The sequence below is a fragment of the Rhodococcus sp. JS3073 genome, from assembly GCF_026810085.1.
Classification (GTDB): domain Bacteria; phylum Actinomycetota; class Actinomycetes; order Mycobacteriales; family Mycobacteriaceae; genus Rhodococcus_F; species Rhodococcus_F wratislaviensis.
Genome location: NZ_CP113951.1, coordinates 5217033 through 5239371 on the forward strand (window position 1 = coordinate 5217033; position 22339 = coordinate 5239371).

Here is a 22339-nt window from a genome sequence, read left to right on the forward strand (position 1 = left end):
CATGTCACGCCCGCCGGTGTCAAGGTGGTCGAGTCACGGCCATCAGGCCGGCGGCACCGTGTCTCTCACCGAGTAAGGAAGCAGCCGTGACCATCCCGCACGCCTTTCCCCTGGAGCCCACGCCGATCCATGTGTCCGACGAGGTCCTCGATGACCTGCGCGCCCGTCTCACACTGACTCGTCCGCCGCTGGACGAGGGGAACGGGGACTGGTTCTACGGTGTCCCGGACGGTTATCTCCGTGAGCTGGTTGCCTACTGGCGGGACGGCTACGACTGGCGCGAGGCCGAGGCCGCCATCAACGCCTACGAGCACTACCAGGTGAGCGTCGCCGGTGTTCCGGTGCACTTCATGCGCAAGCCCGGCCTCGGCCCGCGCCCGATCCCGTTGATCCTCACCCACGGCTGGCCGTGGACGTTCTGGCACTGGTCGAAGGTGATCGACCCGCTCGCCGACCCGGCCGCGTTCGGTGGTGACCCCGCCGACGCGTTCGATGTCATCGTGCCGTCCCTGCCCGGCTTCGGTTTCCGAAGGCGCGCTCACAGGCTTTTCGGACGTCAACTTCTGGAAGGTCTCCGACCTCTGGCACACCCTGATGACCGAGACCCTCGGATACGAGAAGTACGCTGCCGGGGGCTGCGACATCGGCGGGATCGTCTCCAGCCAGCTCGGCCACAAGTACGCCGACGAACTGTATGGCATCCACATCGGCTCCGGGCTGCCGCTCGACTTCTTCACCGGCCCACGCGCCTGGGACTTCGCCCGTAATCGGCCCCTCGCCGACGACCAGCCCGCAGACGTCCGTGCCCGCATCATCGAGCTGGACCACCGTTCGGCGTCCCACCTCGCCGTACACATGCTCGATGGCGCCACCCTGGCCCACGGGCTGAGCGACTCACCCGCGGGACTGCTCGCCTGGCTGCTGGAGCGCTGGAACGCCTGGAGCGACAACGGCGGCGACGTCGAGTCCGTCTTCACCAGGGACGACCTGCTCACCCACGCCACGATCTACTGGGTGAACAACTCCATCGCCACGTCGATGCGTTATTACGCCAACGCCAACCGCTACCCCTGGGCTCCCGCCCACGACCGCACCCCGGTCGTGCAGGCTCCGGTCGGCCTCACCTTCGTCACATACGAGAACCCGCCCGGCATCCACACCGCCGTCGAGCGTGTCCGGGCGTTCGAGACCGGCCCGCAGGCCGAGTGGTTCAACCACGTCAACGTCAACGCCCACGATCACGGCGGCCACTTCATCCCCTGGGAGAACCCCGAAGCCTGGGTGAGCGACCTGCGCCGCACCTTCCACGGCCGCAGGCCTTGAACGACCCCTGCGGGGTGGCGGCCGCAGCTACCCGACATCCCCGATCACGTCGCGCAGTACCCGGGTGACCGTCTGCACTGCGGGCGAAGGGTTGGTGTCCTGCCAGGCCATGGCGATGGGGAGGGTGGGGGCGTCGCCGGCGATGGGCAGGTATTCGACACCGTCCATGGTGAGGTGCGCCGTCGAATCCACCACGACGGCCACTCCGACCCCGGCGCCGACCATCGCGAGCAGGCTGTACGGGTCGGGCGCCTCGTGCGCGACGACGGGGGCGAATCCTGCTGCCGCGCACAGTGCGAGCGTGGCGTCGCGGACCACGGATCCGTGTTCGGCGGGGTAGATCACGAAGCGTTCGCTCGCCAGTTCCTGCGGCACGACGGCACCCGCGTCGATGAGACGGTGCCCGGCCGGGACCGCGACCATCAGGGCCTCTTTGCGCACGGTGTGGGTGGCGAATCCCCGCGGGACCGGCAGTCCCACGATGCCCATGTCGAGGGTTCCGCGGGTGAGGGCGTCGAGCACCTCACCGGAGTACATCTGCGGGCGGAGGTCCAGTTCGATGCCGGGGTAGGCGTCGGCGAGGGAGCGGGCGAGGACGGACAGCACGGTGTAGCCGCCTGCGCCGCCGAAGCCGACGGTCACGCGGCCGGTCTCCCCGGCGGCCGCCGCCTGCGCGATGCCCCGCACGATCCCGACCTGCGCCTCGATGGTCCGGGCCGGCCCCACCAGCGCCTCGCCCGCGGCCGTGAGCCGGACGGAGCGGGTGGTGCGGACGAACAGGTCGGTGCCCAGTTCGCGTTCGAGGGCCCGCACGGTCTGGCTGAGCGGGGATTGCGCCACGTGGAGACGCTCGGCGGCCCGCCCGAAGTGCAGTTCTTCCGCGACCGCGAGAAAGGCGTGCAGGTGACGGAGTTCCACGACCCCTCCTCGCAACTATGTGTCTGAATCACCTAAACAAGCTGAATTAAGTCTTGGACTCTACACGGATTCGCGAGCATAGTGATTCACACCTCACCCGCACCTCGGTGTGATGCCCCCGAGCACGAAAGTCAGGGAGAACCGTGAATCCGAATCCCGGCCGCGACGCCGCACCACCCGAATACAGCACCCGGCAGGCCCGCAAGGCGGGTGTCACCGCCTTCGTCGGCACCACCATCGAGTGGTTCGACTTCTACATCTACGGCACCGCCTCCGCGCTCGTGCTGGGTCGGCTGTTCTTCCCCGACGCCTCGCCCGCGGTGGGCACCCTCGCCGCCTTCGCGACGTTCGCGATCGGGTTCGTGGCCCGCCCGCTCGGCGGGATCGTGTTCGGTCACTTCGGCGACAAGTTCGGACGCAAGAACGCCGTGATCATCACGCTGATTCTGATGGGGGTCGGCACCGTCGGCGTCGGCTGTCTGCCCACCTACTCGCAGATCGGGATCTGGGCGCCCATACTGCTCGTCGCGCTCCGCGTGGTCCAGGGCATCGCCATGGGCGGCGAATGGGGTGGCGCGGTGCTCATCGCCACCGAATTCGCACCACCGAACAAGAAGGTGCTGTACGGCGCATTCGCGCAGCAGGGATCGCCCGTCGGCAATCTGCTCGCAACCCTGGCGTTCCTGGCACTGACGCTGTTGTCGGACAGCGTGTTCGAGTCCTGGGGCTGGCGTCTGCCGTTCCTCGCGTCCGCCGCCCTCGTCGTCGTCGCGCTGTACATCCGGTTGCGGATCTCGGAGACACCGGAAATGAAGAAGGCCGTCGTCGCCCAGGAGCGCACCCGGATGCCGCTCGTCGAGGTGCTGCGCTCGCACCCCGTCGAACTCGTCCTCGGCGTCGGCGCCGTGGTCGCGGGTGTCGCCATCACCTATGTGAAGACCACGTTCGCACTCGCCTGGGCCACCGCCGATCTCGGATTCGACCGCGGGGACTTCCTGCTCGTGATCACGATCGCGCTCGTCGCGCAGGTGCTCGTGCAGCCGTTCGGCGCCGTGCTGGCCACGAAGATCGATCCGTCGCGGGCGGTCCGGTGGATGCTGCTGCCCGAACTCGTGTTGCTGCCGTTGATGTTCCTCCTCGTCAAGACGGGGTCGGTGCCGCTGGCCATGCTCGGCATGGTGCTGGCCACGGCGCCGCACGCGATGTACTACGCCGCGCTCGCCGGCATCCTCGCCCAGGTCTTCCCGACCAACGTCCGTTACACCGGAATCTCGCTGTCGTATCAGCTGTCGACGGCGATCTTCGCCGGAACAGCCCCGATGCTCTGCCAGTTCCTGCTCACCCACACCGACTCGATCTGGCCGGTCGTCGCTCTCGGGCTCAGCTATGTCGTGCTCTCGCTCGCCTGCATGATCCTGCTGCTCCGCCGCGGGAAAGCCCGCTCGGGCCGGACCGACGCCGAGTCCCGTCCCGAACACACCTCGACCCGGAAAGATGTTGCACACTCATGAATTTCGCACACACCGATCCCGCCCTGCGCGCCGTCGTCGACCGGTGGACCACAGCGTCCGACCGGGACAAGCTGAACACCCTGCTCGACCGGCTGGGCGCCGACGCAGGCGGGCGACTCGACGCCCTCGCCGCCACCGCCGACAAGAATCCGCCGGTGCTGCAGCAGTTCGACCGGGACGGCGAACGCATCGACCGGATCGCGTATCACCCCTCCTACCAGGAACTGTGCCGCGCCGCATACAGCGAATACGGACTGTCCGCACTGTCGCACCGCGGCGGCCTGCACGGCTGGGACGCAGTCCCGCCGCACCTCGTGAAGTACCTCGCGTCGTACGTGTTCGTGCAGGCCGAGTTCGGGCTGGCGTGCCCCGTGTCGATGACGGATGCCGCGGCCCGCACACTGCGCATGTTCGGTGACCCGGACGTGTTCGGACCGTGGATCGACGCGCTGACGTCGACGGACCCAGAGGGCGCGATGACCGGCGCGATGTTCATGACCGAACCTCACGCCGGCACCGACATCGCCCGCACGGAGACCCGGGCCGAGCGTGACGGCGACGCGTGGCGGCTCACCGGGAAGAAATGGTTCGCGTCCAATCCCGATGCCGACGTCATCGTGACCCTGGCCCGGTTCCCCGGCGGCGACGACCAGTCCACCCGCGGCGTCGGAATGTTCATGGTGCCCAAGGTTCTGGCGAACGGCGAGCGCAACAGCTTCACGATCGACAGGTTGAAGGACAAGTTCGGCACCCGATCGATGCCCAGCGGCGAGGTGTCGCTGACCGGCGCGTACGCCCTGCAGGTGGGCGAACTCGACCGCGGGTTCCGGCAGATGGCCGAGATGGTGAACACGTCGCGGTTGTCGAACGCGATGCGGTCGAGCGCCCTGATGCGACGAGCCGTGCGCGACGCCGTCGACCACACCCGGGAGCGGGTCGTGTTCGGCAAGGCCCTGTTCGACCAGCCCCTGATGCGCGCCACCCTGCTGCCGCTCGCGCTCGACGCCGAGGCGGCACTCGCCCTGGTCGCGTACAGCGCGCAGTGCCTGCAGGCCGCCGACGGCGGCGACGACTCCGCGCGTGCCCTGATCCGGGTCCTCACCCCGCTCGCGAAGCACTACATCTGCAAGCGGGCGCGGGTGGTCACCGGCGAGGCCATGGAGGTTCGGGGCGGCAACGGCTACATCGAGGAATGGGCCCACGCCCGGCTGGTCCGCGACGCCCACCTGGGATCGATCTGGGAGGGGTCGAGCAACGTCATCGCCCTGGACGTGCTGCGGTGCATGCGCAAGCTCGGTGCGCATCGCCGGCTGGCCGAAACGATGCGCGGCATCCTCGCCGGATGGGGACCCGACTGCGCCGTCGGCGCCGACGTTCTCCGTCGACGCTGGGACGACCTCGTCGAGGAAGGCGACCTGCTGGTCGCCGGCGACGACGACTCCGCGCAGGCCGGATGCGCACGCTACGCGAACGAACTTGCCCGCGCGGCGATGGCCACCCTGCTCTACGACCTCGCCGACTTCGCGATCACCTCGGGCAGCGGCTACCGGTCGCTGCTCGTCGCGAACGCCTACCTGTCCGGCGACACCGGCCACCTCCCGGGGGCCGCCCTCCACCATCTCGCGGCCGTCGTCGACGGTACCGACGTCACCGCGGACGCCGCGCAGGCCGCCGAACCCCGATCCGACTCTGCGACAGGAGTTCTCCTGTGAACGCCACCCGCACCGGACCGGCGCCCCTCGCGGGTGTCCGGGTGCTGGACCTCTCCAAGATCCTCGCCGGACCGTACGCCACCATGTCGCTCGCGGACCTCGGCGCCGACGTCACCAAGGTCGAACACCCCGACGGCGGCGATCCGACACGGTCGTGGGGGCCGCCGTTCGTCGGCCCCGACGCCACGTACTACCTCGCGATCAACCGGGGCAAGAAGTCGGTGACCGTCGACCTCAAATCGGAAGAGGGACAAGACGTCATCCACCGCATTCTGGAGGAGACCGACGTCGTCGTCGAGAACTTCAAGCCCGGCAGTGGATTACAGCGGATCTTCGACTACCGGACGCTGTCCGAGCGGTACCCGCATCTGGTCGTGCTGCACATCTCCGCGTTCGGGGAGGAGGGTCCGCTGCGCGACGAACCGGGCTACGACATGATCGCGCAGGCCGCAGGCGGACTGATGTCACTCACCGGTGAGCCGGGCGGGGCGCCGATGAAGGCCGGATTCGCGATGGGCGATCTGGGGGCGGCGCTCTTCGGGCTGATCGGCGTGCTCGCCGCCCTCGTGGAACGGTCGAGGACCGGCCGAGGGCAGTACGTGACGACGTCGCTGTTCGAGTGCCAGCTCGCCCTGCATGTGAACTGGGCGACCAATTACTTCGCGACCGGCGAGCGTCCCGGCGCACTGGGATCCGGTCATCCGAATCTCGCTCCCTATCAAGCGTTTCCCGCGAGCGACGGATACTTCGTCGTCGCGGTGGGCAACGACAGCCAGTGGGGGAGCCTGTGCTCGGCGATCGCACGCGAAGATCTGACGGTCGACCCGCGATTCGCGCGCAACCGTGACCGCGTGGCGAATCGCGGCGATCTCGACCGGGAACTGTCGGCGGCCTTCGCATCGGGCACCGTCGAGCAATGGTGCGACACGCTCACCGCGCACGCCGTGCCCGTGTCACCGATCCGGCACCTCGACGAGATCTACGCCGACCCGCACACTGCGGCACTCGGAATGATCGGCACTGTCGACCACCCGACGCTCGGCAGCCTGCAGCAGATCGCGTTTCCGGTCAGTTTCGCAGGCGAACGCCCGCACCTGACGTCCGCGCCGCCGGTACTGGGCGCCGACACCGACGAGATCCTCGCTGCCCATCGGCCGCAGTCGGTGGTCGGCGGGTAGACCCGGTTACCCGCCCTCGCGCAGCAGCGCGACGTCGGACACCATCCGGATGTGATCGGCCATCGCACGGGAAGCGCCCGCGGAGTCCTGGTCTCGAATCGCCGTCGCAATGCGCCGGTGCCCTTCGAGCGAGGCCCGCGGGCGTTCGGCCTGGGAGAGGGATTCGATCCGGGTCTCCCGGATCAGCCCGGAAATCTCGTGCATCAGCTTGGCCAGCAGTGACGAGTGCGCGGCGACGGTGATGGCCTCGTGGAACTGCTCGTCGCCGACAACGCCGCGATCTCCCGCGGCGATCTCGGTTTCCATCGTCGCGAGGGCGGAATCGATCGCCGCCATCTCCGCGTCGGTCCGGCGCTCGGCGGCGAGCCCGGCAAGTTTGACCTCGAGCGCCTCGCGGGCCTCGATCACCTCGGGGAGACGGTCTGCGTGTTCGCGCAGCGCCTTGACGGCTCGTTCCTCGATGGGGCGGCGGACGAGCACGGCACCGTCGCCGTGCCGGACCGACACCACACCCTGCACTTCGAGGGCGACGAGCGCCTGACTCAGGGAAGCGCGACTCACACCGAGTTGAGCTGCGAGTTCACGCTCTGCGGGGAGGCGGTCGCCCGGCGTCATCTCGTGGTCGGCGATATGGGCGCAGAGCTGTTCGACGATCACCTCGTACAGCCGCGGTCGTGCTACCGGACGCAGTTGCTCAGCCACTGGGCCACCCACTCTCCATTCCACTGAAACTACTCCACGGTATCTCGCATAGGCATGTAACCGCACCCATAGTCTCTATTGACAGTGATCCACGACACTGCTTGCATGAAGTGGCTAGGCCAATCTGCCACTGAGTCAATTTGCTCGCCGGCGGCGGTCGAGACCAGATGCCACTGCCACAGAACCGGAGACTTTCATGTCGACCGAGTTGATCCCCATACTTGCGCTCGCCGTCATGTTCCTGGCGGCGACCGTGCTGCCCGTGAACATGGGCGCCCTCGGCTTCGTTGCCGCATTCTTCGTCGGAACCCTGTCACTGCACATGAGCAGCGACGACATCATCGCCGGATTCCCCAGCAGCCTGTTTCTCACGCTGGTCGGCATCACCTACCTCTTCGCGATCGCCCAGAACAACGGGACCGTCGACCTCATGGTCCGCGGGGCGGTCCGGCTGGTCCGCGGTCGTGTCGCGCTGATCCCCTGGGTGATGTTCGGGATCACCGCGGTGCTCACCTCGATCGGTGCGCTCGGCCCCGCCGCCGTCGCGATCGTCGCGCCGATCGCTCTCGGCTTCGCCGCCCGGTACAAGATCAACGCCCTGCTCATGGGCATGATGGTCGTGCACGGGGCCCAGGCGGGCGGATTCTCGCCGATCAGCATCTACGGCGTCACGGTGAACGACATCGCGACCAAGGCGGGATTGACCAACAGCCCGCTCACGCTGTTCCTCGGAAGCCTCCTGTTCAATGCCGCGATCGGGGTGTTGCTGTTCGTCTTCCTGGGCGGACGGGACCTGATCGGGCGCAGCGTCCACGACGACGCCGCCGAGGACATCGGAGGAAGCGGCGCCGGTGGTTCGGGCGGAGGAGCGCCCGCGACCGGAGGCGACTCCCGCTCGGGAGGGGCCACGGCGACCAAGGTGCGCCCGACGCAGACCCTGGCCGGCTCGCCCGAGCCTCGTGTCACATTCGATCAGGCGCTCACCCTGGTCGGTCTCGCCGCGCTCGCCGTGTTCTCGCTGATCCTCGACCTGGACGTGGGATTCATCTCGATGACGGTGGCCGTCATCCTGGCGCTCGCCTCGCCGAAGGCCCAGAAGGGCGCGATCGCGCAGATCAGCTGGTCGACGGTGCTGCTCATCGGTGGTGTCCTCACCTTCGTGGGAGTCCTGCAGGAGGCGGGCACCGTCGAGTACGTCGGAAACGCGGTCGCAAGCCTGGGCATGCCTCTCCTCGTTGCCCTTCTCCTCTGCTACATCGGGGCCATCGTCTCCGCGTTCGCGTCGTCCACGGCAATTCTGGGAGCGACCATTCCGCTCGCAGTCCCGTTCCTTCTCGCCGGTGAGGTGGGCGCGGTGGGAGTCATCGTCGCCCTCGCCATCTCCTCGACCATCGTGGACGTCAGCCCCTTCTCGACCAACGGAGCGCTGGTCCTCGCGAACGCGCAGAACGTCGATCGAGACCGCTTCTACAAGCAGATCCTCGAGTACAGCGCGCTCGTCGTCGCCATCGGTCCACTCGCGGCCTGGGCGATTCTGGTCGTACCCGGCTGGCTCTGACGGTCGACGGGTAGGCGCCCGGCCCGCCGCCCGCCCGGCACGTCGATTTTCAACTCTTGACATCGGCCGGATCAGATGTTTCATTTAATTGGCTAGTCCACTAGGTCACTGCACCAACAGTCCAGCTCTCGCGGCTCTCGCCAGGAAGTAACGGTGGTTTCACATGTCCACGAAAACGATGGAGCGCACAGGCCCGCTGCAAGGAGTGGTCGTCGTCGATCTGACCCGCGCACTCGCGGGTCCCCACGCGGCGATGATGCTCGGCGACCTCGGCGCGGACGTCATCAAGATCGAAACCCCGCACGGCGGCGACGACACCCGCGGGTGGGGGCCGCCCTTCGTGAACCCGGCTGACGCGGAGCGGGAATCGACGTACTTCCTGTCCGCCAATCGGAACAAGAAGTCGATCACCCTCGACCTCAAGGCCGACGACGGACGGGCCACCCTCGAAGCCCTGGTCCGGCGCGCCGACGTCCTCATGGAGAACTTCCGCACCGGCGTCCTCGACCGCCTGGGATTCACCACCGAACGTCTCGCGGAGCTGAACCCGCGCCTGGTGGTCCTGTCCATCAGCGGCTTCGGTCACGACGGACCCGAGGGCGGACGCGCGGGGTACGACCAGATCGCGCAGGGCGAGGCCGGACTGATGTCGCTGACCGGACCCAATCCCGACGACGTCCAGCGCGTCGGCGTGCCCATCGCGGATCTGCTCGCCGGCATGTACGGGGCGTTCGGCGTCGTCGCCGCCCTGCAGGAACGGGAGCGCACCGGTCGGGGTCGCGTCGTGCGCACGTCGTTGCTGGCCGGCGTCGTCGGGGTGCACGCCTTCCAGGGGACGAAGTGGACCGTCGCCGGTGAGGTCGGGGAGGCGCAGGGCAACCACCATCCCTCGATCTCGCCGTACGGGCTGTTTCGCACCGCCGACGGCGCCGTCCAGATCTCGGTCGGCAGTGAAGGGCTGTGGAAGAGGTTCTGCGCGGGCTTCCACCTCGATCCGGACACCCCCGGAATGGCCACGAACCCGGAGCGCGTCGAGAACCACAAGCAGGTCCTGGAACTGGTGGAGGACGTATTCGGCGCGTACACCAGCGACGAACTTCTCGTCGAACTCGACCGCATCGGGGTGCCCGCGGGACGCGTCCGGACGATCTCCGAAGTCTACGAATGGGAGCAGACCAAGTCCCAGGGACTGCTGATCGACGTCGACCACCGCACCCTCGGCAACATCACGCTGCCCGGCCCGCCGCTGCGGTTCTTCGAACCGGACGGCACCGAGGTCACCCGCACCCAGCACACCGCACCGCCGGTGCTCGGCGCGGACAACGACACCGTGTCCGAATGGCTGCTGCGGGAGTCGGTCCGATGACCCGCCTGACCGCACACGAACTGATCGACCTCGTGGTCGACGCCGGCACCTGGGAGTCGTGGGACACGCCCCCGATCCAGGTCGCGGCGGACACCGAGTACGCCGACGAACTTCTTCGCGCACAGGAGAAGACCGGCCTCGACGAGGCGGTTCTGACCGGGGTGGCCACCATCCGCGGCCGCCGAACGGCAATCCTCGTCTGCGAATTCGGTTTTCTCGGCGGCTCCATCGGTGTGGCCGCGGGCGAGCGTCTGGTCGCCGCGATCCGCCGCGCCACGCGCGAACGCCTTCCGCTGCTCGCCCTGCCCACGTCGGGTGGCACGCGAATGCAGGAAGGGACGACCGCGTTCCTGCAGATGGTCAAGATCACGGCGGCGGTGATCAAACACAAGGAGGCCCATCTGCCGTATCTCGTCTACCTCCGGAGCCCCACGACCGGCGGAGTGTTCGCGTCCTGGGGATCGCTGGGCCACGTCACCATCGCGGAACCGGGAGCGCTCGTCGGCTTCCTCGGACCCCGCGTGTTCGAGGCGCTGTACGAGTCACCGTTCCCGGCGGGTGTCCAGACCGCCGAGAACCTGCACGCGCACGGACTCATCGACGCGGTGCGGCCACCGGACCAGCTCGCCGAGATCGTCGACCGCGCGCTGCGCATCATCACCTCCAGCCGTGCCTGCCGGTCGCCGCTCGCCGAAACCCCCGTGCACGCGAGTCTGCCGGACGTCCCCGCGTGGGATTCGGTGGTCGCCTCGCGCCGCGAGGACCGGCCCGGTGTGCGTGAGGTGATGTTCCACTCCGCGTCGGATGTCCTTCCGCTCAACGGAACCGGTCAGGGCGAGGTCGACCCGGGACTCATCCTCGCTCTCGTCCGGTTCGGTGACATGCCGTGCGTCCTGCTCGGCCAGGACCGTCGTGGGCAGACCACGCGGTCGCCACTCGGCCCGGGGGCGCTGCGGGAGGCCCGCCGGGGGATGCGGCTGGCGGCGGAACTGAACCTGCCGTTGGTGACGGTCATCGACACCGCGGGAGCGGCGTTGTCGAAGGAGGCGGAGGAAGGCGGTCTCGCCGGCGAGATCGCGCGCTGCATCGCCGACATGGTCTCGCTCGACGTCCCCACCATCTCCCTGCTGCTCGGGCAGGGCACCGGCGGCGGCGCGCTCGCGTTGATCCCGGCCGATCGGGTGCTCGCGGCCCAGCACGGCTGGCTGTCACCCCTGCCCCCCGAAGGCGCGAGCGCGATCCTGCACCACGACATCGCGCACGCTCCGGACATGGCCGCCCGGCAGGGAATCCGGTCGTCCGATCTCCTCGCCAGCGGCATCGTGGACGAGGTGATCCCCGAATTCCCCGACGCGGCAGACGAATCCACGGCGTTCTGCACCCGGGTGGGTGCGGTGCTCCACCGCGAGCTGTCGGTCCTCGATGCGGCCGACACCACCCAGCGACTCTCCGACCGTGCGGAGCGATTCGACCGGATCGGTCTGTTGCAACCCGCACATGCGTGACCGCGGCGCCGGGGATCCCGATCGGATCCCCGGCACCGCGCCCGTCCCCTGGTCCGCGAAAGACTTACGTCAGCATTCGACCAGGTTGACCGACACGTTCACGGCGAGACCGCCGGTGGAGGTCTCCTTGTACTTCGAGCTCATGTCGGCGCCGGTGGCCCGCATCGTCTCGATCACCTGATCCAGGCTGACACGGTGGGTGCCGTCGCCGCGCAGCGCCATCCGGGCGGCGTTGATCGCCTTGCCCGCCGAGATGGCGTTGCGCTCGATGCACGGGATCTGCACGAGGCCGCCGATGGGATCACACGTGAGACCGAGGCTGTGTTCCATCGCGATCTCCGCCGAGTTCTCCACCTGCTCGGGGGTGCCGCCGAGGATCTCGGCGAGTCCGGCGGCGGCCATGGACGCCGCGGACCCGACCTCGCCCTGACAGCCCACCTCGGCCCCGGAGATCGACGCCCGCTCCTTGTACAGGGATCCGATTGCGCCTGCCGCCAACAGGAATCGCACCGACGTGCCGTCCGGATCCGCCTTCCCGGCGGGGGTGTAGTGCAGCGCGTAGTGCAGGACCGCCGGGATGATGCCGGCCGCGCCGTTGGTGGGGGCGGTGACGATCCGTCCGCCGGACGCATTCTCCTCGTTGACGGCGAGGGCCACCAGGTTCACCCAGTCCTCCGCGAACGCGGGTTCACGACCCGGATCCTCCACGTTCAGCCGCTCGTACCAGCCGCGGGCGCGTCGGCGCACCCGCAGACTGCCGGGCAGGTACCCGTCCCGGCCGATTCCGCGCTGCTGACACTCGACCATCACGTCACGGATGTGCAGTAGCCGCGCCCGGACCTCCGGCTCGGGCCGGAGGGTGCGTTCGTGCTCGAGCATGATCTCGCTGATCGAGAGACCGTAATGCTCGCTGAGGTCGAGCAGTTCGCGCGCGGACCCGAACGACAGCGAATTCGAGCTTGCGCCGACCGAGACTTCCGGTTCGGCGCCGGTGACGACGAATCCGCCGCCGATCGAGAAGTACGTCTGCGCATGCAGTTCGCGGCCGTGCACGCCGGTGGCGGTGAGGGTCATGCCGTTGGGGTGAAAGTCCAGGACCGTCAACGGGTGCAGCACCATCTCGTCTTCGGCGAGCGGAATGTCCACTACACCGTCGAGGCGGATCCGCCGACTCGCCCGCACCTCGTCGAGCCGCGTCTCCATCTCCTCGGTGGCGATGGTCTCCGGCCGATATCCCTCGAGGCCGAGGAGGATCGCCGACATGGTGCCGTGCCCGGCGCCGGTGGCCGCGAGCGATCCGTACAGATCGACACGGACACCGGCGACGTCCCCGAGGAGGCCGAGTGTGTCGAGGTCGTCGACGAACGTGCCCGCCGCCCGCATCGGCCCGACCGTATGCGAACTCGAGGGTCCGATACCGACCGAGAACAGGTCGAACACACTGATCGTCACGACTTACAGACCCGGATAGAGGGGGTACTTGTCCGCGAGTGCCCGGACCTGGGCGGCCGACCCGGACGTGTCCGCGTCGGCGGGCGCGACGAGGGCCTGCGCGATCAGGTCGGCGACCGTCGCGAAGTCGTCCCGGCCGAAGCCGCGGGCGGCGAGTGCCGGGGTGCCGATGCGTAGTCCGGACGTCACCATCGGCGGCCGCGGATCGAACGGAACGGCGTTGCGGTTGACGGTGATTCCGATCGCGTCGAGGCGGTCCTCGGCCTGCTGCCCGTCGATCGCGGCATCCCGCAGGTCGACGAGGACGAGGTGCACGTCCGTGCCGCCGGTGAGGACGCTGATTCCGGCCTCCTTGACGTCGGGTCGGCTGAGCCGTTCGGCGAGTACCTTCGCGCCGTCGAGGCAGCGTTCCTGACGCTCCGCGAACTCGGGTTCGGCCGCCATCTTGAACGCCGTTGCCTTGCCCGCGATCACGTGTTCCAGCGGACCGCCCTGCTGGCCGGGGAACACCGCGGAGTTGATCTTCTTCGCGATGGCCGCGTCGTTGGTCAGGATGATGCCGCCGCGGGGTCCGCCGAGCGTCTTGTGCGTCGTCGACGTGACGACATGCGCGTGCGGGACGGGGGACGGGTGGAATCCGGTGGCGACCAGGCCCGCGAAGTGAGCCATGTCGACCATCAGGTACGCGCCGACCTCGTCGGCGATTTCCCGGAAGCGGGCGAAGTCCAGGTGCCGGGGGTAGGCCGACCAGCCGGCGATGATCAGTTGCGGCCGGTGCTCGCGCGCCGCCTTCGCCACCTCGTCCATGTCGATGAGGTAGTCCTGTTCGGACACCCCGTAGGCGGCGACGTTGTAGAGCTTGCCGGAGAAGTTGAGGCGCATGCCGTGCGTGAGGTGACCGCCGTCGGCGAGGGCCAGTCCGAGGATCGTGTCACCGGGTTTGATCAGTGCGTGCATCACCGAGGCGTTCGCGGTGGCACCGGAATGCGGTTGCACGTTGGCGTATTCGGCGGCGAACAGTGCCTTGACGCGGTCGATGGCGAGCTGCTCGAGCGTGTCGACGTGCTCGCAGCCGCCGTAGTAGCGCCGGCCCGGGTAGCCCTCGGCGTACTTGTTGGTGAGCACCGAACCCTGCGCCTGCATCACCGAAAGGGGTGCGTGGTTCTCCGACGCGATCATCTCGAGGCCGGTGCGCTGACGCCCCAGCTCCTTGCCGATCAGTGCGGCGACGTCCGGATCGAAATCTGCGAGGTCGCGGTTCAGGACGCTCATGCCTGCACGCCGTTCTTCTCGGCGTACTCGGCCGCGGTGAGGAGTTCGCCGGCGGCGGACGGCTGGACGGCGAACAGCCAGCCCTCGCCGTAGGGGTCGGAGGTGACCAGTCCCGGGTCGTCGACGGCGGCGGTGTTGATCAGGGTGACCCGGCCGCTCACCGGCGGGTACAGCTCGGACACGGTCTTCGTGGATTCGACCTCGCCACACGATTCACCGGCGACGATGGTCGACCCGACCTCCGGCAGGTCGACGAAGACGAGCTCGCCGAGCGAGTTGACGGCGACCGACGTGATGCCGACGCGGACCGGCTCGTCGGGGAGCGTGGCGCCCGGCTCGATCAGGACCCACTCGTGGTCGTCGGTGTAGCTGCGGTCGTCGGGGAAAGCTGCTGAAGACATGGCGGTACCTCTTCCAGGGCTGAGGGAGTGGGAACGGTTCAGGAGCGGCGGTAGAACGGCGACGGGGTGACCACGAACGGTTCCTTCTTGCCTCGAATGTCCACCGTCAGTTCGGTACCGGGTTCGCGGAACGCGACGTCCACGAACGCCAGCGCGATCGGATGGCCGAGCGTCGGAGACAACGCCCCGGACGTGATGGTGCCGACCGCGGACTCGCCGGCCGCGTCCAACACGGTGTAGTCGGCGCGGGCGGCCCGGCGACCGGTACCCGCGAGGCCGACCAGCACCCGCTGCGGCGCCTGATCCGACAACGTCTGCAGGGCATCGCGGCCGACGAAGTCCTTGTTCAGCCGGACCACCTTGCCGAGCCCGGCCTCGTACGGATTCGTGTCGAGAGTCAGTTCGTGGCCGTACAGCGCCATTCCGGCCTCGAGGCGGAGGGTGTCGCGGCAGGCGAGGCCGGCGGGGACGCCCCCGCGGGCCGTGGTGACGTCGAGCAGTGCGCGCCACAACTGCACGGACTGGTCGTTGGGAACATAGAGTTCGAAGCCGTCCTCCCCGGTGTACCCGGTGCGGGCGAGGAGGACGTCGATGCCGGCGACCACCGCGCGCGTGACGGCGTAGTACTTCAATTCCGCCACCGCCTCGACCAACTGAGCGGGAACCAGGGACTGCACGATGTCCTGGGCGGCCGGTCCCTGCACCGCGATCAGCGCGGTCTCCGAGGATTGATCGTCGACGTTCGCGGAGAAGCCCTCGACGCGTGCCGCCAGTTCGCGGTGCACCGTCGGCGCGTTGGCCGCATTGGCGACCACGAGGAAATGCTCGTTGGCGAGACGGTAGACGACGAGATCGTCGATGACTCCGCCGTCCGCATTGCACAGGAGGGAGTACTTGGCCCTGCCGACCCCGATCTTCGAGAGTTCGCCGGCCAGAGCGTAATCCAGGACCGCTCCGGACTCGGGTCCGGTGACGGCGATCTCGCCCATGTGCGAGAGGTCGAACAGCCCCGCCGCGGTCCGGACTGCGTGGTGTTCGGCGAGTTCGCTGTCGTACTTCAGCGGCATCTGCCAGCCGGCGAAATCGGTGAAATGGGCGCCGAGGGCGCCGTGCTCGCCGAGCAGCGGGGAGGTGGGCGTCGTGGTGAGGGTCATGCGAAGGCCTCCTCGGGGGTCTCGGCGATGGCCGAAGTGTCGATGTCGGTGGTGTTCTCGAAGGCCTCGGGCGCCGGGCACGAGCAGACGAGGTTGCGGTCGCCGTGAACGCCGTCGATGCGGCGCACCGGGGGCCAGTACTTGGCGGCGCGGAGCGACGCGACGGGGTAGGCGGCGAGGTGGCGCGGGTAGGGCAGGTCCCAGTTGTCGGCGGTCACCTGTTCGGCGGTGTGCGGGGCCTGTCGCAGTGGGCTGCGTTCGAGTGGCCACACGCCGTCACCGACCAGGTCGATCTCGCGGCGGATGGAGACCATCGCCTCGATGAAGCGGTCGAGTTCGGCCAGGTCCTCGGACTCGGTCGGCTCCACCATCAGCGTGCCGTTGACGGGGAACGACAGGGTGGGTGCATGGAAGCCGTAGTCGATCAGCCTCTTTGCGACGTCCTCGGCGGTGACTCCGGTCGCCTTGGTGACGGGCCGGAGGTCGAGGATGCACTCGTGCGCCACCAGGCCGGACGGTCCGGTGTAGAGCACGGGGAAGTGCGGGTCCAGTGACCTGGCAACGTAATTGGCTGCGAGCACCGCGGTTTCGGTGGCGCTCGTCAGCCCGTCCGGCCCCATCAGCGCGAGATACGCCCAGGTGATGGGCAGGATGCCCGCCGATCCGTAGTTGGCCGCCGACACCGGGGTGCCGAGGTCGTCGCCGCCCAGCGGATTGCCCGGCAGGAAGGGCGCCAGATGCTCGCGCACCGCGACGGGCCCGACACCGGGTCCGCCGCCGCCGTGCGGGATGCAGAACGTCTTGTGCAGGTTCAGGTGTGAGACGTCGCCGCCGAACTTGCCGGGTTGCGCGAGACCGACCAGCGCATTGAGGTTCGCGCCGTCGACGTACACCTGCCCGCCGGCCTCGTGCACCAGATCGCAGACCGTCCGCACGTCGTTCTCGTACACGCCGTGCGTGGACGGGTAGGTCAGCATGATGGCGGCCACCGCACCCTCGTGTGCCGTGATCTTCGCGCGCAGGTCGCCCAAGTCGATGTTGCCGTTCTCCGCGGTCGCGACGACGACGACCTTCATGCCCGCGAGAACCGCGGACGCGGCGTTGGTTCCGTGCGCGGATTGGGGGATGAGGCAGACGTTGCGGCCGAGTTCGCCGCGGGACTCGTGATAGCCGTGGATCGCGAGCAGACCGGCCAGCTCACCCTGTGATCCGGCGTTGGGCTGCAACGACACCCGGTCGTAACCGGTGATCTCACCGAGCCACCGTTCCAGGTCGGCCACGAGTTCGAGGTAGCCGGCCGTCTGTGCAGCCGGGGCGTACGGGTGGATGGACGCGAAGCCGGGCCAGCTGATCGGCTCCATCTCGACGGCGGAGTTCAGTTTCATGGTGCACGATCCGAGCGGGATCATGGTGCGGTCGAGCGCGAGGTCCTTGTCCGACAGGGTGCGCAGGAAGCGCAGCATCGCCGTCTCGGACCGGTGACTGTGGAACACGCCGTGCTGCAGGTAGTCCGACGTCCGGGCGAGCGCCGACGGCAGTTCGGGCACCGCGACGGTCGTCGGCTGTGCGCCGAACACGGCGACCACCCGCCGCACGATGTCGTCGGTGGTGCACTCGTCGCAGGCGATCGCGACGTGGTCGGCGTCGACGAGACGGAGGTTGATGCCGTCGCGATCGGCGAGTGCCACGATCGACTCGGCGCCCGCCGGGACCCGCACGAGAACCGTGTCGAAGAAGGTGTCGTGGACGATCGTGTGACCGGCGGCGCGGAGGCTGCCGGCGATGGTCGTCGCGTGGGCGTGCACCCGGTTCGCGATGGCACGCAACCCTTCCGGGCCGTGGTATGCGGCGTACATCGCGGCGACGTTGGCGAGCAATGCCTGCGCCGTGCAGATGTTGCTGGTTGCCTTGTCACGCCGGATGTGCTGTTCGCGGGTCTGCAGCGCCAGCCGGTAGGCGGTCTTCCCGTCGACGTCGACGGATACTCCGACGAGGCGGCCTGGCAGCATGCGCTCGAGTCCGCTGCGCACGGCCATGTAGCCGGCGTGCGGTCCGCCGAAGAACAGGGGCACACCGAAACGCTGCGCCGACCCGACCGCGATGTCGGCGCCCTGCTCGCCGGGCGGCGTCAGGATCGTGAGCGACAGCAGATCGGCCGCGACGGTGGTCAACGCACCACGCGTCTGTGCCGCGGCGATCATCGGAGCCAGGTCGCGCACCGCGCCGCTCGCCCCGGGCGCCTGGAAGACCACCCCGAACATGTCACCGTCGGGCAGTTCCCCGGACAGGTCCGCGACCACCACCTCGATGCCCACCGCCTTCGCTCGTCCCCGGACGACGGCCAGGGTCTGCGGCAGGCAGTCCGCGTCGAGGACGACGCGGTTGGTGGCGGCCTTCGGCTTGTTCGCGCGCCGCATCAGCAGTACCGCCTCCATCACGGCGGTTGCCTCGTCGAGCAGCGAGGCGCCGGCCAGGGGAAGCGCGGTGAGATCCTCGATGACGGTCTGGAACGTCAGCAGCGCCTCCAGCCGGCCCTGGGAGATCTCCGGCTGGTACGGGGTGTAGGCCGTGTACCAGGCCGGGGACTCCAGCATGTTCCGCCGCAACACCGCGGGCGTGACGGTGTCGGAGTATCCGAGACCGATCATCTGGACGCGGGTCTCGTTGCGCTCCGACAGGGCCCGCAGATCGGCGAGCACCTGCTGCTCGGACCGCCCCGCGGGCAGACTCAGGGGCTGTGAGCTGCGGATCTGCTCCGGCACCGCGCTGTCGATCAGGTTCGCCAGGGTGCCGTAGCCGAGGGTGCCGAGCATGCGCCGGGACGCGTCGGCGTCCGGGCCGATGTGGCGCGAGGGAAAGTCGCTGGTGAGGGGCACGCCATGAGTGGCGGTGCGGGGTTCTGCTGGCAAGAGGTGACTCCGGTTTCGTTGAGTCCGGACCGCACCGGACATCGACAAGGGGGCACCTCCCCGCTCTGTCCTGAAACCTGAGAGTTTGGGCGCACCGCAACTGCGGCGTGCTCTTCACCTTCGGTAAGTTCCGGCCGTACGGCCGACGCTTTCTCCAGAGTTGCCTCTGCGCTGCGGTACTGGGGCCTGAGAGATTCCCGGGGAGGAAGTTGCTCCTACGGCGCCTCCGAGACGGAGGTTCTCCCGCTGCGCGTCAACGGCGTCTTCAGTTGTGATTGGCCAAACAGTACACAGGCGCCCCGGGTTTGTCTCCTCGGACCGACGGTCTTGCCAAAAGTCCACGTCGTTTGGCATCCTCGATGGATCTTCGCTCCGACGTGACCGCACACGCCGGGCGACCAGAGCCCAGATGCCCGCAGCCGCAACGGTTGTCGATGTGTGCTCGCTCTCCCCGCTCACCCTTCCCGGTGCCGCGCTGTCCACCGCGCGGGCCCGACGTCGCATACCGACCGGTTTCGACCGGTCCTAGGAGTTCACATGACTGCAGTCCCTGACGGCCGCCGACTGCTCCGCCTCGAAGTCCGCAACGCAAAGACCCCGGTCGAACGCAAACCGTCGTGGATGAAGGTGCAGATGCGGACGGGCCCCGAATACCGGGAACTCGCAGCCCTCGTCGAACGCGAGAACCTGCACACCGTGTGCCAGGAGGCCGGGTGTCCCAACATCTTCGAATGCTGGGAGGACCGTGAGGCGACGTTCCTCATCGGCGGAAGCCAGTGCACCCGGCGGTGCGACTTCTGCCAGATCGATACCGGCCGTCCCGCCGCACTGGATCGGGGAGAGCCCAGGAGGGTCGCGGAGTCGGTGCAGACCATGGGCCTTCGATACGCCACCGTCACAGGCGTGGCCCGCGATGATCTGCCGGACGGCGGCGCCTGGCTGTACGCCGAGACGGTGCGGCAAATTCACGACTTGTGCCCGGGTACCGGCGTCGAACTGCTGATCCCCGATTTCACTGCCGACGCCGCGCAGCTACGCGAGGTGTTCGGCACCCGCCCGGAAGTACTGGCGCACAATGTGGAGACCGTTCCCCGGATATTCCGTCGTATCCGGCCTGCCTTCACCTACGAGCGTTCCCTCGAGGTGATCACGCGGGCTCGGGAGGACGGCCTGATCACCAAGTCGAACCTCATCCTCGGGATGGGGGAGACCACCGACGAGGTGATCGAGGCACTTCGGGACCTCCACACCGCCGGCTGCCAGTTGATCACGATCACGCAGTATCTGCGGCCGTCGGCCCGGCACCACCCGGTGGAGCGGTGGGCGAAACCGGAGGAGTTCGTCAAGCTCGACGAGATCGCCCGTGAGATCGGATTCCTCGGCGTCCTGTCCGGTCCGCTCGTGCGCTCCTCCTACCGGGCCGGCCGCCTGCACGCGGAGGCCGTCGCCGCGAACGCCGTTCACTGAATCCCCTTTCTCGTCCGTTCCAGCAAGGAGTTCCCATGTCCACCCGATCTGCAGATGTCGTCATCCTCGGCGGCGGTTCCGGCGGCTACGCGGCCGCCATCCGCTCGGCCGAACTGGGCCGTTCGGTCATTCTCATCGAGGAGAACGAACTCGGCGGCACGTGCCTGCATCAGGGGTGCATTCCGACGAAGGCGCTGCTGCACTCCGCCGAGGTCGCGGACAGTGCCCGCACCGCCTCGCAGTTCGGTGTCGACGTCACGTTCGGCGGTGTCGACCTCGAGAAGGTGCTGAGCTACAAGAACACCATCGTCACCCGACTGCACAAGGGACTGCAGGGCCTCGTCGACGCGTACGGCATCACCGTCGTCAACGGCCGTGGACGGTTGGTCGGACCCAACGGAGTGGAGGTCGACGGCGAGTTGATCACGGGCGGCGCCGTCGTCCTGGCAACGGGGTCGTCGCCGAAGACGCTGCCCGGCATCAGCATCGGCGGCCGGGTCGTCACCAGTGATCAGGCGCTCGTGCTGCCGTCGGTCCCCGAGAAGGCGATCATCCTGGGCGGCGGTGTCATCGGCGTCGAATTCGCCAGTGTCTGGTCGTCGTTCGGTGCGTCCGTGACGATCGTCGAGGCGATGCCGCGGCTGGTGCCGAACGAGGACGAGACGATCTCCAAGTACCTCGAGCGCGCATTCCGTCGTCGCAAGATCACCGCGAAGACAGGTGTGCGGGTGACCGAGGTGACGCAGGACGAGAATGCAGTGTCCGTCACGCTCGACTCCGGCGACGTACTCGACGCCGACGTCGTGCTGGTCGCGGTGGGGCGAGGACCCAACACCGCATCCATGGGGTACGAGGAGACCGGTGTGATGCTCGACAAAGGCTTCGTGGTGACCAGTGACCGACTGCGCACCACGGTCCCGAACGTCTTCGCGGTCGGCGACATCGTCCCCGGTCTCCAACTGGCTCACCGCGGCTTCCAGCAGGGCATCTTCGTGGCCGAGGAGATCGCCGGGCAGCGCCCCGACCCCATCGACGAGACCGGCATTCCGCGGGTCACCTACTCCCACCCCGAGGTCGCGTCCGTCGGGTTGACCGAGACCGCGGCCCGGGAGAAGTTCGGCGACAAGGTCGAGACCGTCACCTACGACCTCGCCGGTAACGGCAAGAGCCAGATCCTGAAGACGTCGGGGGCGGTCAAGCTCGTGGTGGCGCCGACCGGGGTGGTCGTCGGCGTGCACATGGTCGGCGACCGAGTCGGTGAGCTGATCGGTGAGGCGCAGCTGCTCTACAACTTCCAGGTCGACGCCGCGCAGGCGGCGAAGTTCGTCCACGCCCACCCCACACAGGGCGAGGCGCTCGGTGAGGCGCTGATGGCGGTGGCCGGCAAACCGCTCCACGTCCACGTCTGACCCCCATGTGAGTGGCAAAGTGTGCTGGCGCACGCTTTGCCACTCACATGGGGTGTTCGGCATGCGAACGCGCACTGGCGATTTCCGACCAGGAACTGTCGTGAGTTAACACGCCGGAACGGTGAAGTCATGCTTTCGTAATACGTCTGCGGAACAGTACGTCCCGAGTCAGTTCGATTCGGAACCATCTCGATGGTTTCTCCCTATGAACCTGGCTGGAGAGTTCCGGGACCGCGTCCCGGGCGCCGAAGGAGCAAGTACCCACAAACTCTCAGGCACCAGGACAGTCAGGGTCGGGAACTCTGGAGAGCAGCGTGTCGCCTGTAACGGCACGCTCACCGACGGGGCACGACGACCACTCCCACGAGTGTGTCTCCAAACTCTCAGGTTACGGAACAGAGCGGGTGTCAGCCGAGGTGATCCACCGGATCACCCTCACATCGCTCGAGCAATCGGCCCACCGGTTGCTCACTCTCCCTGGGAGATCCATGAATGTGACTGC

The 22339-nt window shown here is 68.2% G+C and carries 16 protein-coding genes and 3 riboswitches; of the genes, 9 read left to right on the forward strand and 7 right to left on the reverse strand.

The genetic code is table 11. The features are described from left to right. Positions 1 to 86: 86 nt before the first annotated feature. Complete coding sequence (locus OYT95_RS23535; protein WP_268789237.1) at positions 87 to 767, forward strand: epoxide hydrolase N-terminal domain-containing protein; 681 nt, start codon at positions 87 to 89, stop codon at positions 765 to 767. A 583-nt stretch (positions 768 to 1350) separates the two neighbouring features. Here OYT95_RS23535 and OYT95_RS23540 read toward each other — a convergent pair. Then, a complete protein-coding gene (locus tag OYT95_RS23540) occupies positions 1351 to 2241 on the reverse strand; it encodes a LysR family transcriptional regulator (protein WP_128641043.1) in 891 nt (296 codons plus the stop codon). Between the two features lie 143 nt (positions 2242 to 2384). Between OYT95_RS23540 and OYT95_RS23545 the strand changes: the two genes are divergently transcribed. The 3 genes from OYT95_RS23545 to OYT95_RS23555 are packed head-to-tail and all read left to right on the forward strand — an operon-like array spanning position 2385 to position 6642. Beyond that, positions 2385 to 3752, forward strand: coding sequence for an MFS transporter (locus OYT95_RS23545; RefSeq protein ID WP_268789238.1), 1368 nt, complete (start codon positions 2385 to 2387; stop codon positions 3750 to 3752). Continuing rightward, positions 3749 to 5464, forward strand: a complete 1716-nt coding sequence (locus OYT95_RS23550; RefSeq protein ID WP_268789239.1) for an acyl-CoA dehydrogenase family protein — start codon at positions 3749 to 3751, stop codon at positions 5462 to 5464. Before OYT95_RS23545 ends, OYT95_RS23550 begins: the two co-directional genes overlap by 4 nt. Further along, the gene (locus OYT95_RS23555) at positions 5461 to 6642 is read left to right on the forward strand and encodes a CaiB/BaiF CoA transferase family protein (protein WP_268789240.1); all 1182 of its coding nucleotides are present in this window, start codon (positions 5461 to 5463) and stop codon (positions 6640 to 6642) included. Before OYT95_RS23550 ends, OYT95_RS23555 begins: the two co-directional genes overlap by 4 nt. 6 nt (positions 6643 to 6648) lie before the next feature. Here the strand turns inward: OYT95_RS23555 and OYT95_RS23560 are convergent, their stop codons facing one another. Further along, on the reverse strand, positions 6649 to 7344 hold the full coding sequence (locus OYT95_RS23560; protein ID WP_037239763.1) for a FadR/GntR family transcriptional regulator: 696 nt from the start codon (positions 7342 to 7344) through the stop codon (positions 6649 to 6651). A gap of 196 nt (positions 7345 to 7540) precedes the next feature. On the opposite strand from OYT95_RS23560, the gene OYT95_RS23565 reads away from it, so the two are divergent. The 3 genes from OYT95_RS23565 to OYT95_RS23575 all read left to right on the forward strand — a co-directional run bounded on the left by OYT95_RS23565 (position 7541) and on the right by OYT95_RS23575 (position 11773). After that, entirely contained in the window at positions 7541 to 8902 is a 1362-nt protein-coding gene (locus OYT95_RS23565) for an SLC13 family permease (RefSeq protein ID WP_268789241.1), read from the forward strand. A 163-nt stretch (positions 8903 to 9065) separates the two neighbouring features. Beyond that, complete coding sequence (locus OYT95_RS23570) at positions 9066 to 10268, forward strand: CaiB/BaiF CoA transferase family protein (protein ID WP_128641048.1); 1203 nt, start codon at positions 9066 to 9068, stop codon at positions 10266 to 10268. Next, positions 10265 to 11773, forward strand: a complete 1509-nt coding sequence (locus tag OYT95_RS23575) for a carboxyl transferase domain-containing protein (RefSeq protein WP_128642316.1) — start codon at positions 10265 to 10267, stop codon at positions 11771 to 11773. The genes OYT95_RS23570 and OYT95_RS23575 overlap by 4 nt, the downstream gene beginning before the upstream one ends. Before the next feature lie 69 nt (positions 11774 to 11842). On the opposite strand, the gene OYT95_RS23580 is transcribed toward OYT95_RS23575, so the two are convergent. The 5 genes from OYT95_RS23580 to gcvP are packed head-to-tail and all read right to left on the reverse strand — an operon-like array spanning position 11843 to position 18928. After that, positions 11843 to 13225 (reverse strand): L-serine ammonia-lyase, encoded by a 1383-nt coding sequence (locus tag OYT95_RS23580; protein ID WP_268789242.1) that lies wholly within the window; start codon positions 13223 to 13225, stop codon positions 11843 to 11845. Positions 13226 to 13228: 3 nt separating this feature from the next. Beyond that, positions 13229 to 14497: a serine hydroxymethyltransferase gene (gene glyA, locus OYT95_RS23585; protein WP_268789243.1), complete on the reverse strand. Its 1269-nt coding sequence runs from the start codon at positions 14495 to 14497 to the stop codon at positions 13229 to 13231. After that, positions 14494 to 14898 carry a glycine cleavage system protein GcvH gene (gene gcvH / locus OYT95_RS23590; RefSeq protein ID WP_037239775.1) on the reverse strand — a complete coding sequence of 135 codons (405 nt, stop codon included), beginning with the start codon at positions 14896 to 14898 and terminating at the stop codon, positions 14494 to 14496. The genes glyA and gcvH overlap by 4 nt, the downstream gene beginning before the upstream one ends. Positions 14899 to 14936: 38 nt before the next feature. Further along, on the reverse strand, positions 14937 to 16052 hold the full coding sequence (gcvT, locus tag OYT95_RS23595) for a glycine cleavage system aminomethyltransferase GcvT (RefSeq protein WP_268789244.1): 1116 nt from the start codon (positions 16050 to 16052) through the stop codon (positions 14937 to 14939). Beyond that, on the reverse strand, positions 16049 to 18928 hold the full coding sequence (gene gcvP / locus OYT95_RS23600) for an aminomethyl-transferring glycine dehydrogenase (protein WP_268789245.1): 2880 nt from the start codon (positions 18926 to 18928) through the stop codon (positions 16049 to 16051). The genes gcvT and gcvP overlap by 4 nt, the downstream gene beginning before the upstream one ends. A 197-nt stretch (positions 18929 to 19125) precedes the next feature. Then, a riboswitch (glycine riboswitch) is annotated at positions 19126 to 19217 on the reverse strand. Positions 19218 to 19498: 281 nt separating this feature from the next. Between gcvP and lipA the strand changes: the two genes are divergently transcribed. Continuing rightward, positions 19499 to 20428: a lipoyl synthase gene (lipA, locus tag OYT95_RS23605; RefSeq protein ID WP_268789246.1), complete on the forward strand. Its 930-nt coding sequence runs from the start codon at positions 19499 to 19501 to the stop codon at positions 20426 to 20428. Positions 20429 to 20463: 35 nt separating this feature from the next. Continuing rightward, positions 20464 to 21837 carry a dihydrolipoyl dehydrogenase gene (lpdA, locus tag OYT95_RS23610; protein WP_268789247.1) on the forward strand — a complete coding sequence of 458 codons (1374 nt, stop codon included), beginning with the start codon at positions 20464 to 20466 and terminating at the stop codon, positions 21835 to 21837. Positions 21838 to 22042: 205 nt separating this feature from the next. Next, a riboswitch (glycine riboswitch) is annotated at positions 22043 to 22134 on the forward strand. A gap of 3 nt (positions 22135 to 22137) precedes the next feature. Continuing rightward, positions 22138 to 22238, forward strand: a riboswitch (glycine riboswitch). Positions 22239 to 22339: the final 101 nt, after the last annotated feature.

What these genes read in the sequence shown, in the direction of transcription:
- OYT95_RS23550 (WP_268789239.1), top strand. Translation starts at nt 3,749, where the DNA reads ATGAATTTCGCACACACCGATCCCGCCCTGCGCGCCGTCGTCGACCGG.
- OYT95_RS23565 (WP_268789241.1), top strand. Translation starts at nt 7,541, where the DNA reads ATGTCGACCGAGTTGATCCCCATACTTGCGCTCGCCGTCATGTTCCTG.
- OYT95_RS23570 (WP_128641048.1), top strand. Translation starts at nt 9,066, where the DNA reads ATGTCCACGAAAACGATGGAGCGCACAGGCCCGCTGCAAGGAGTGGTC.
- OYT95_RS23575 (WP_128642316.1), top strand. Translation starts at nt 10,265, where the DNA reads ATGACCCGCCTGACCGCACACGAACTGATCGACCTCGTGGTCGACGCC.
- glyA (WP_268789243.1), bottom strand. Translation starts at nt 14,497, where the DNA reads ATGAGCGTCCTGAACCGCGACCTCGCAGATTTCGATCCGGACGTCGCC.
- gcvH (WP_037239775.1), bottom strand. Translation starts at nt 14,898, where the DNA reads ATGTCTTCAGCAGCTTTCCCCGACGACCGCAGCTACACCGACGACCAC.
- gcvT (WP_268789244.1), bottom strand. Translation starts at nt 16,052, where the DNA reads ATGACCCTCACCACGACGCCCACCTCCCCGCTGCTCGGCGAGCACGGC.
- lipA (WP_268789246.1), top strand. Translation starts at nt 19,499, where the DNA reads ATGACTGCAGTCCCTGACGGCCGCCGACTGCTCCGCCTCGAAGTCCGC.
- lpdA (WP_268789247.1), top strand. Translation starts at nt 20,464, where the DNA reads ATGTCCACCCGATCTGCAGATGTCGTCATCCTCGGCGGCGGTTCCGGC.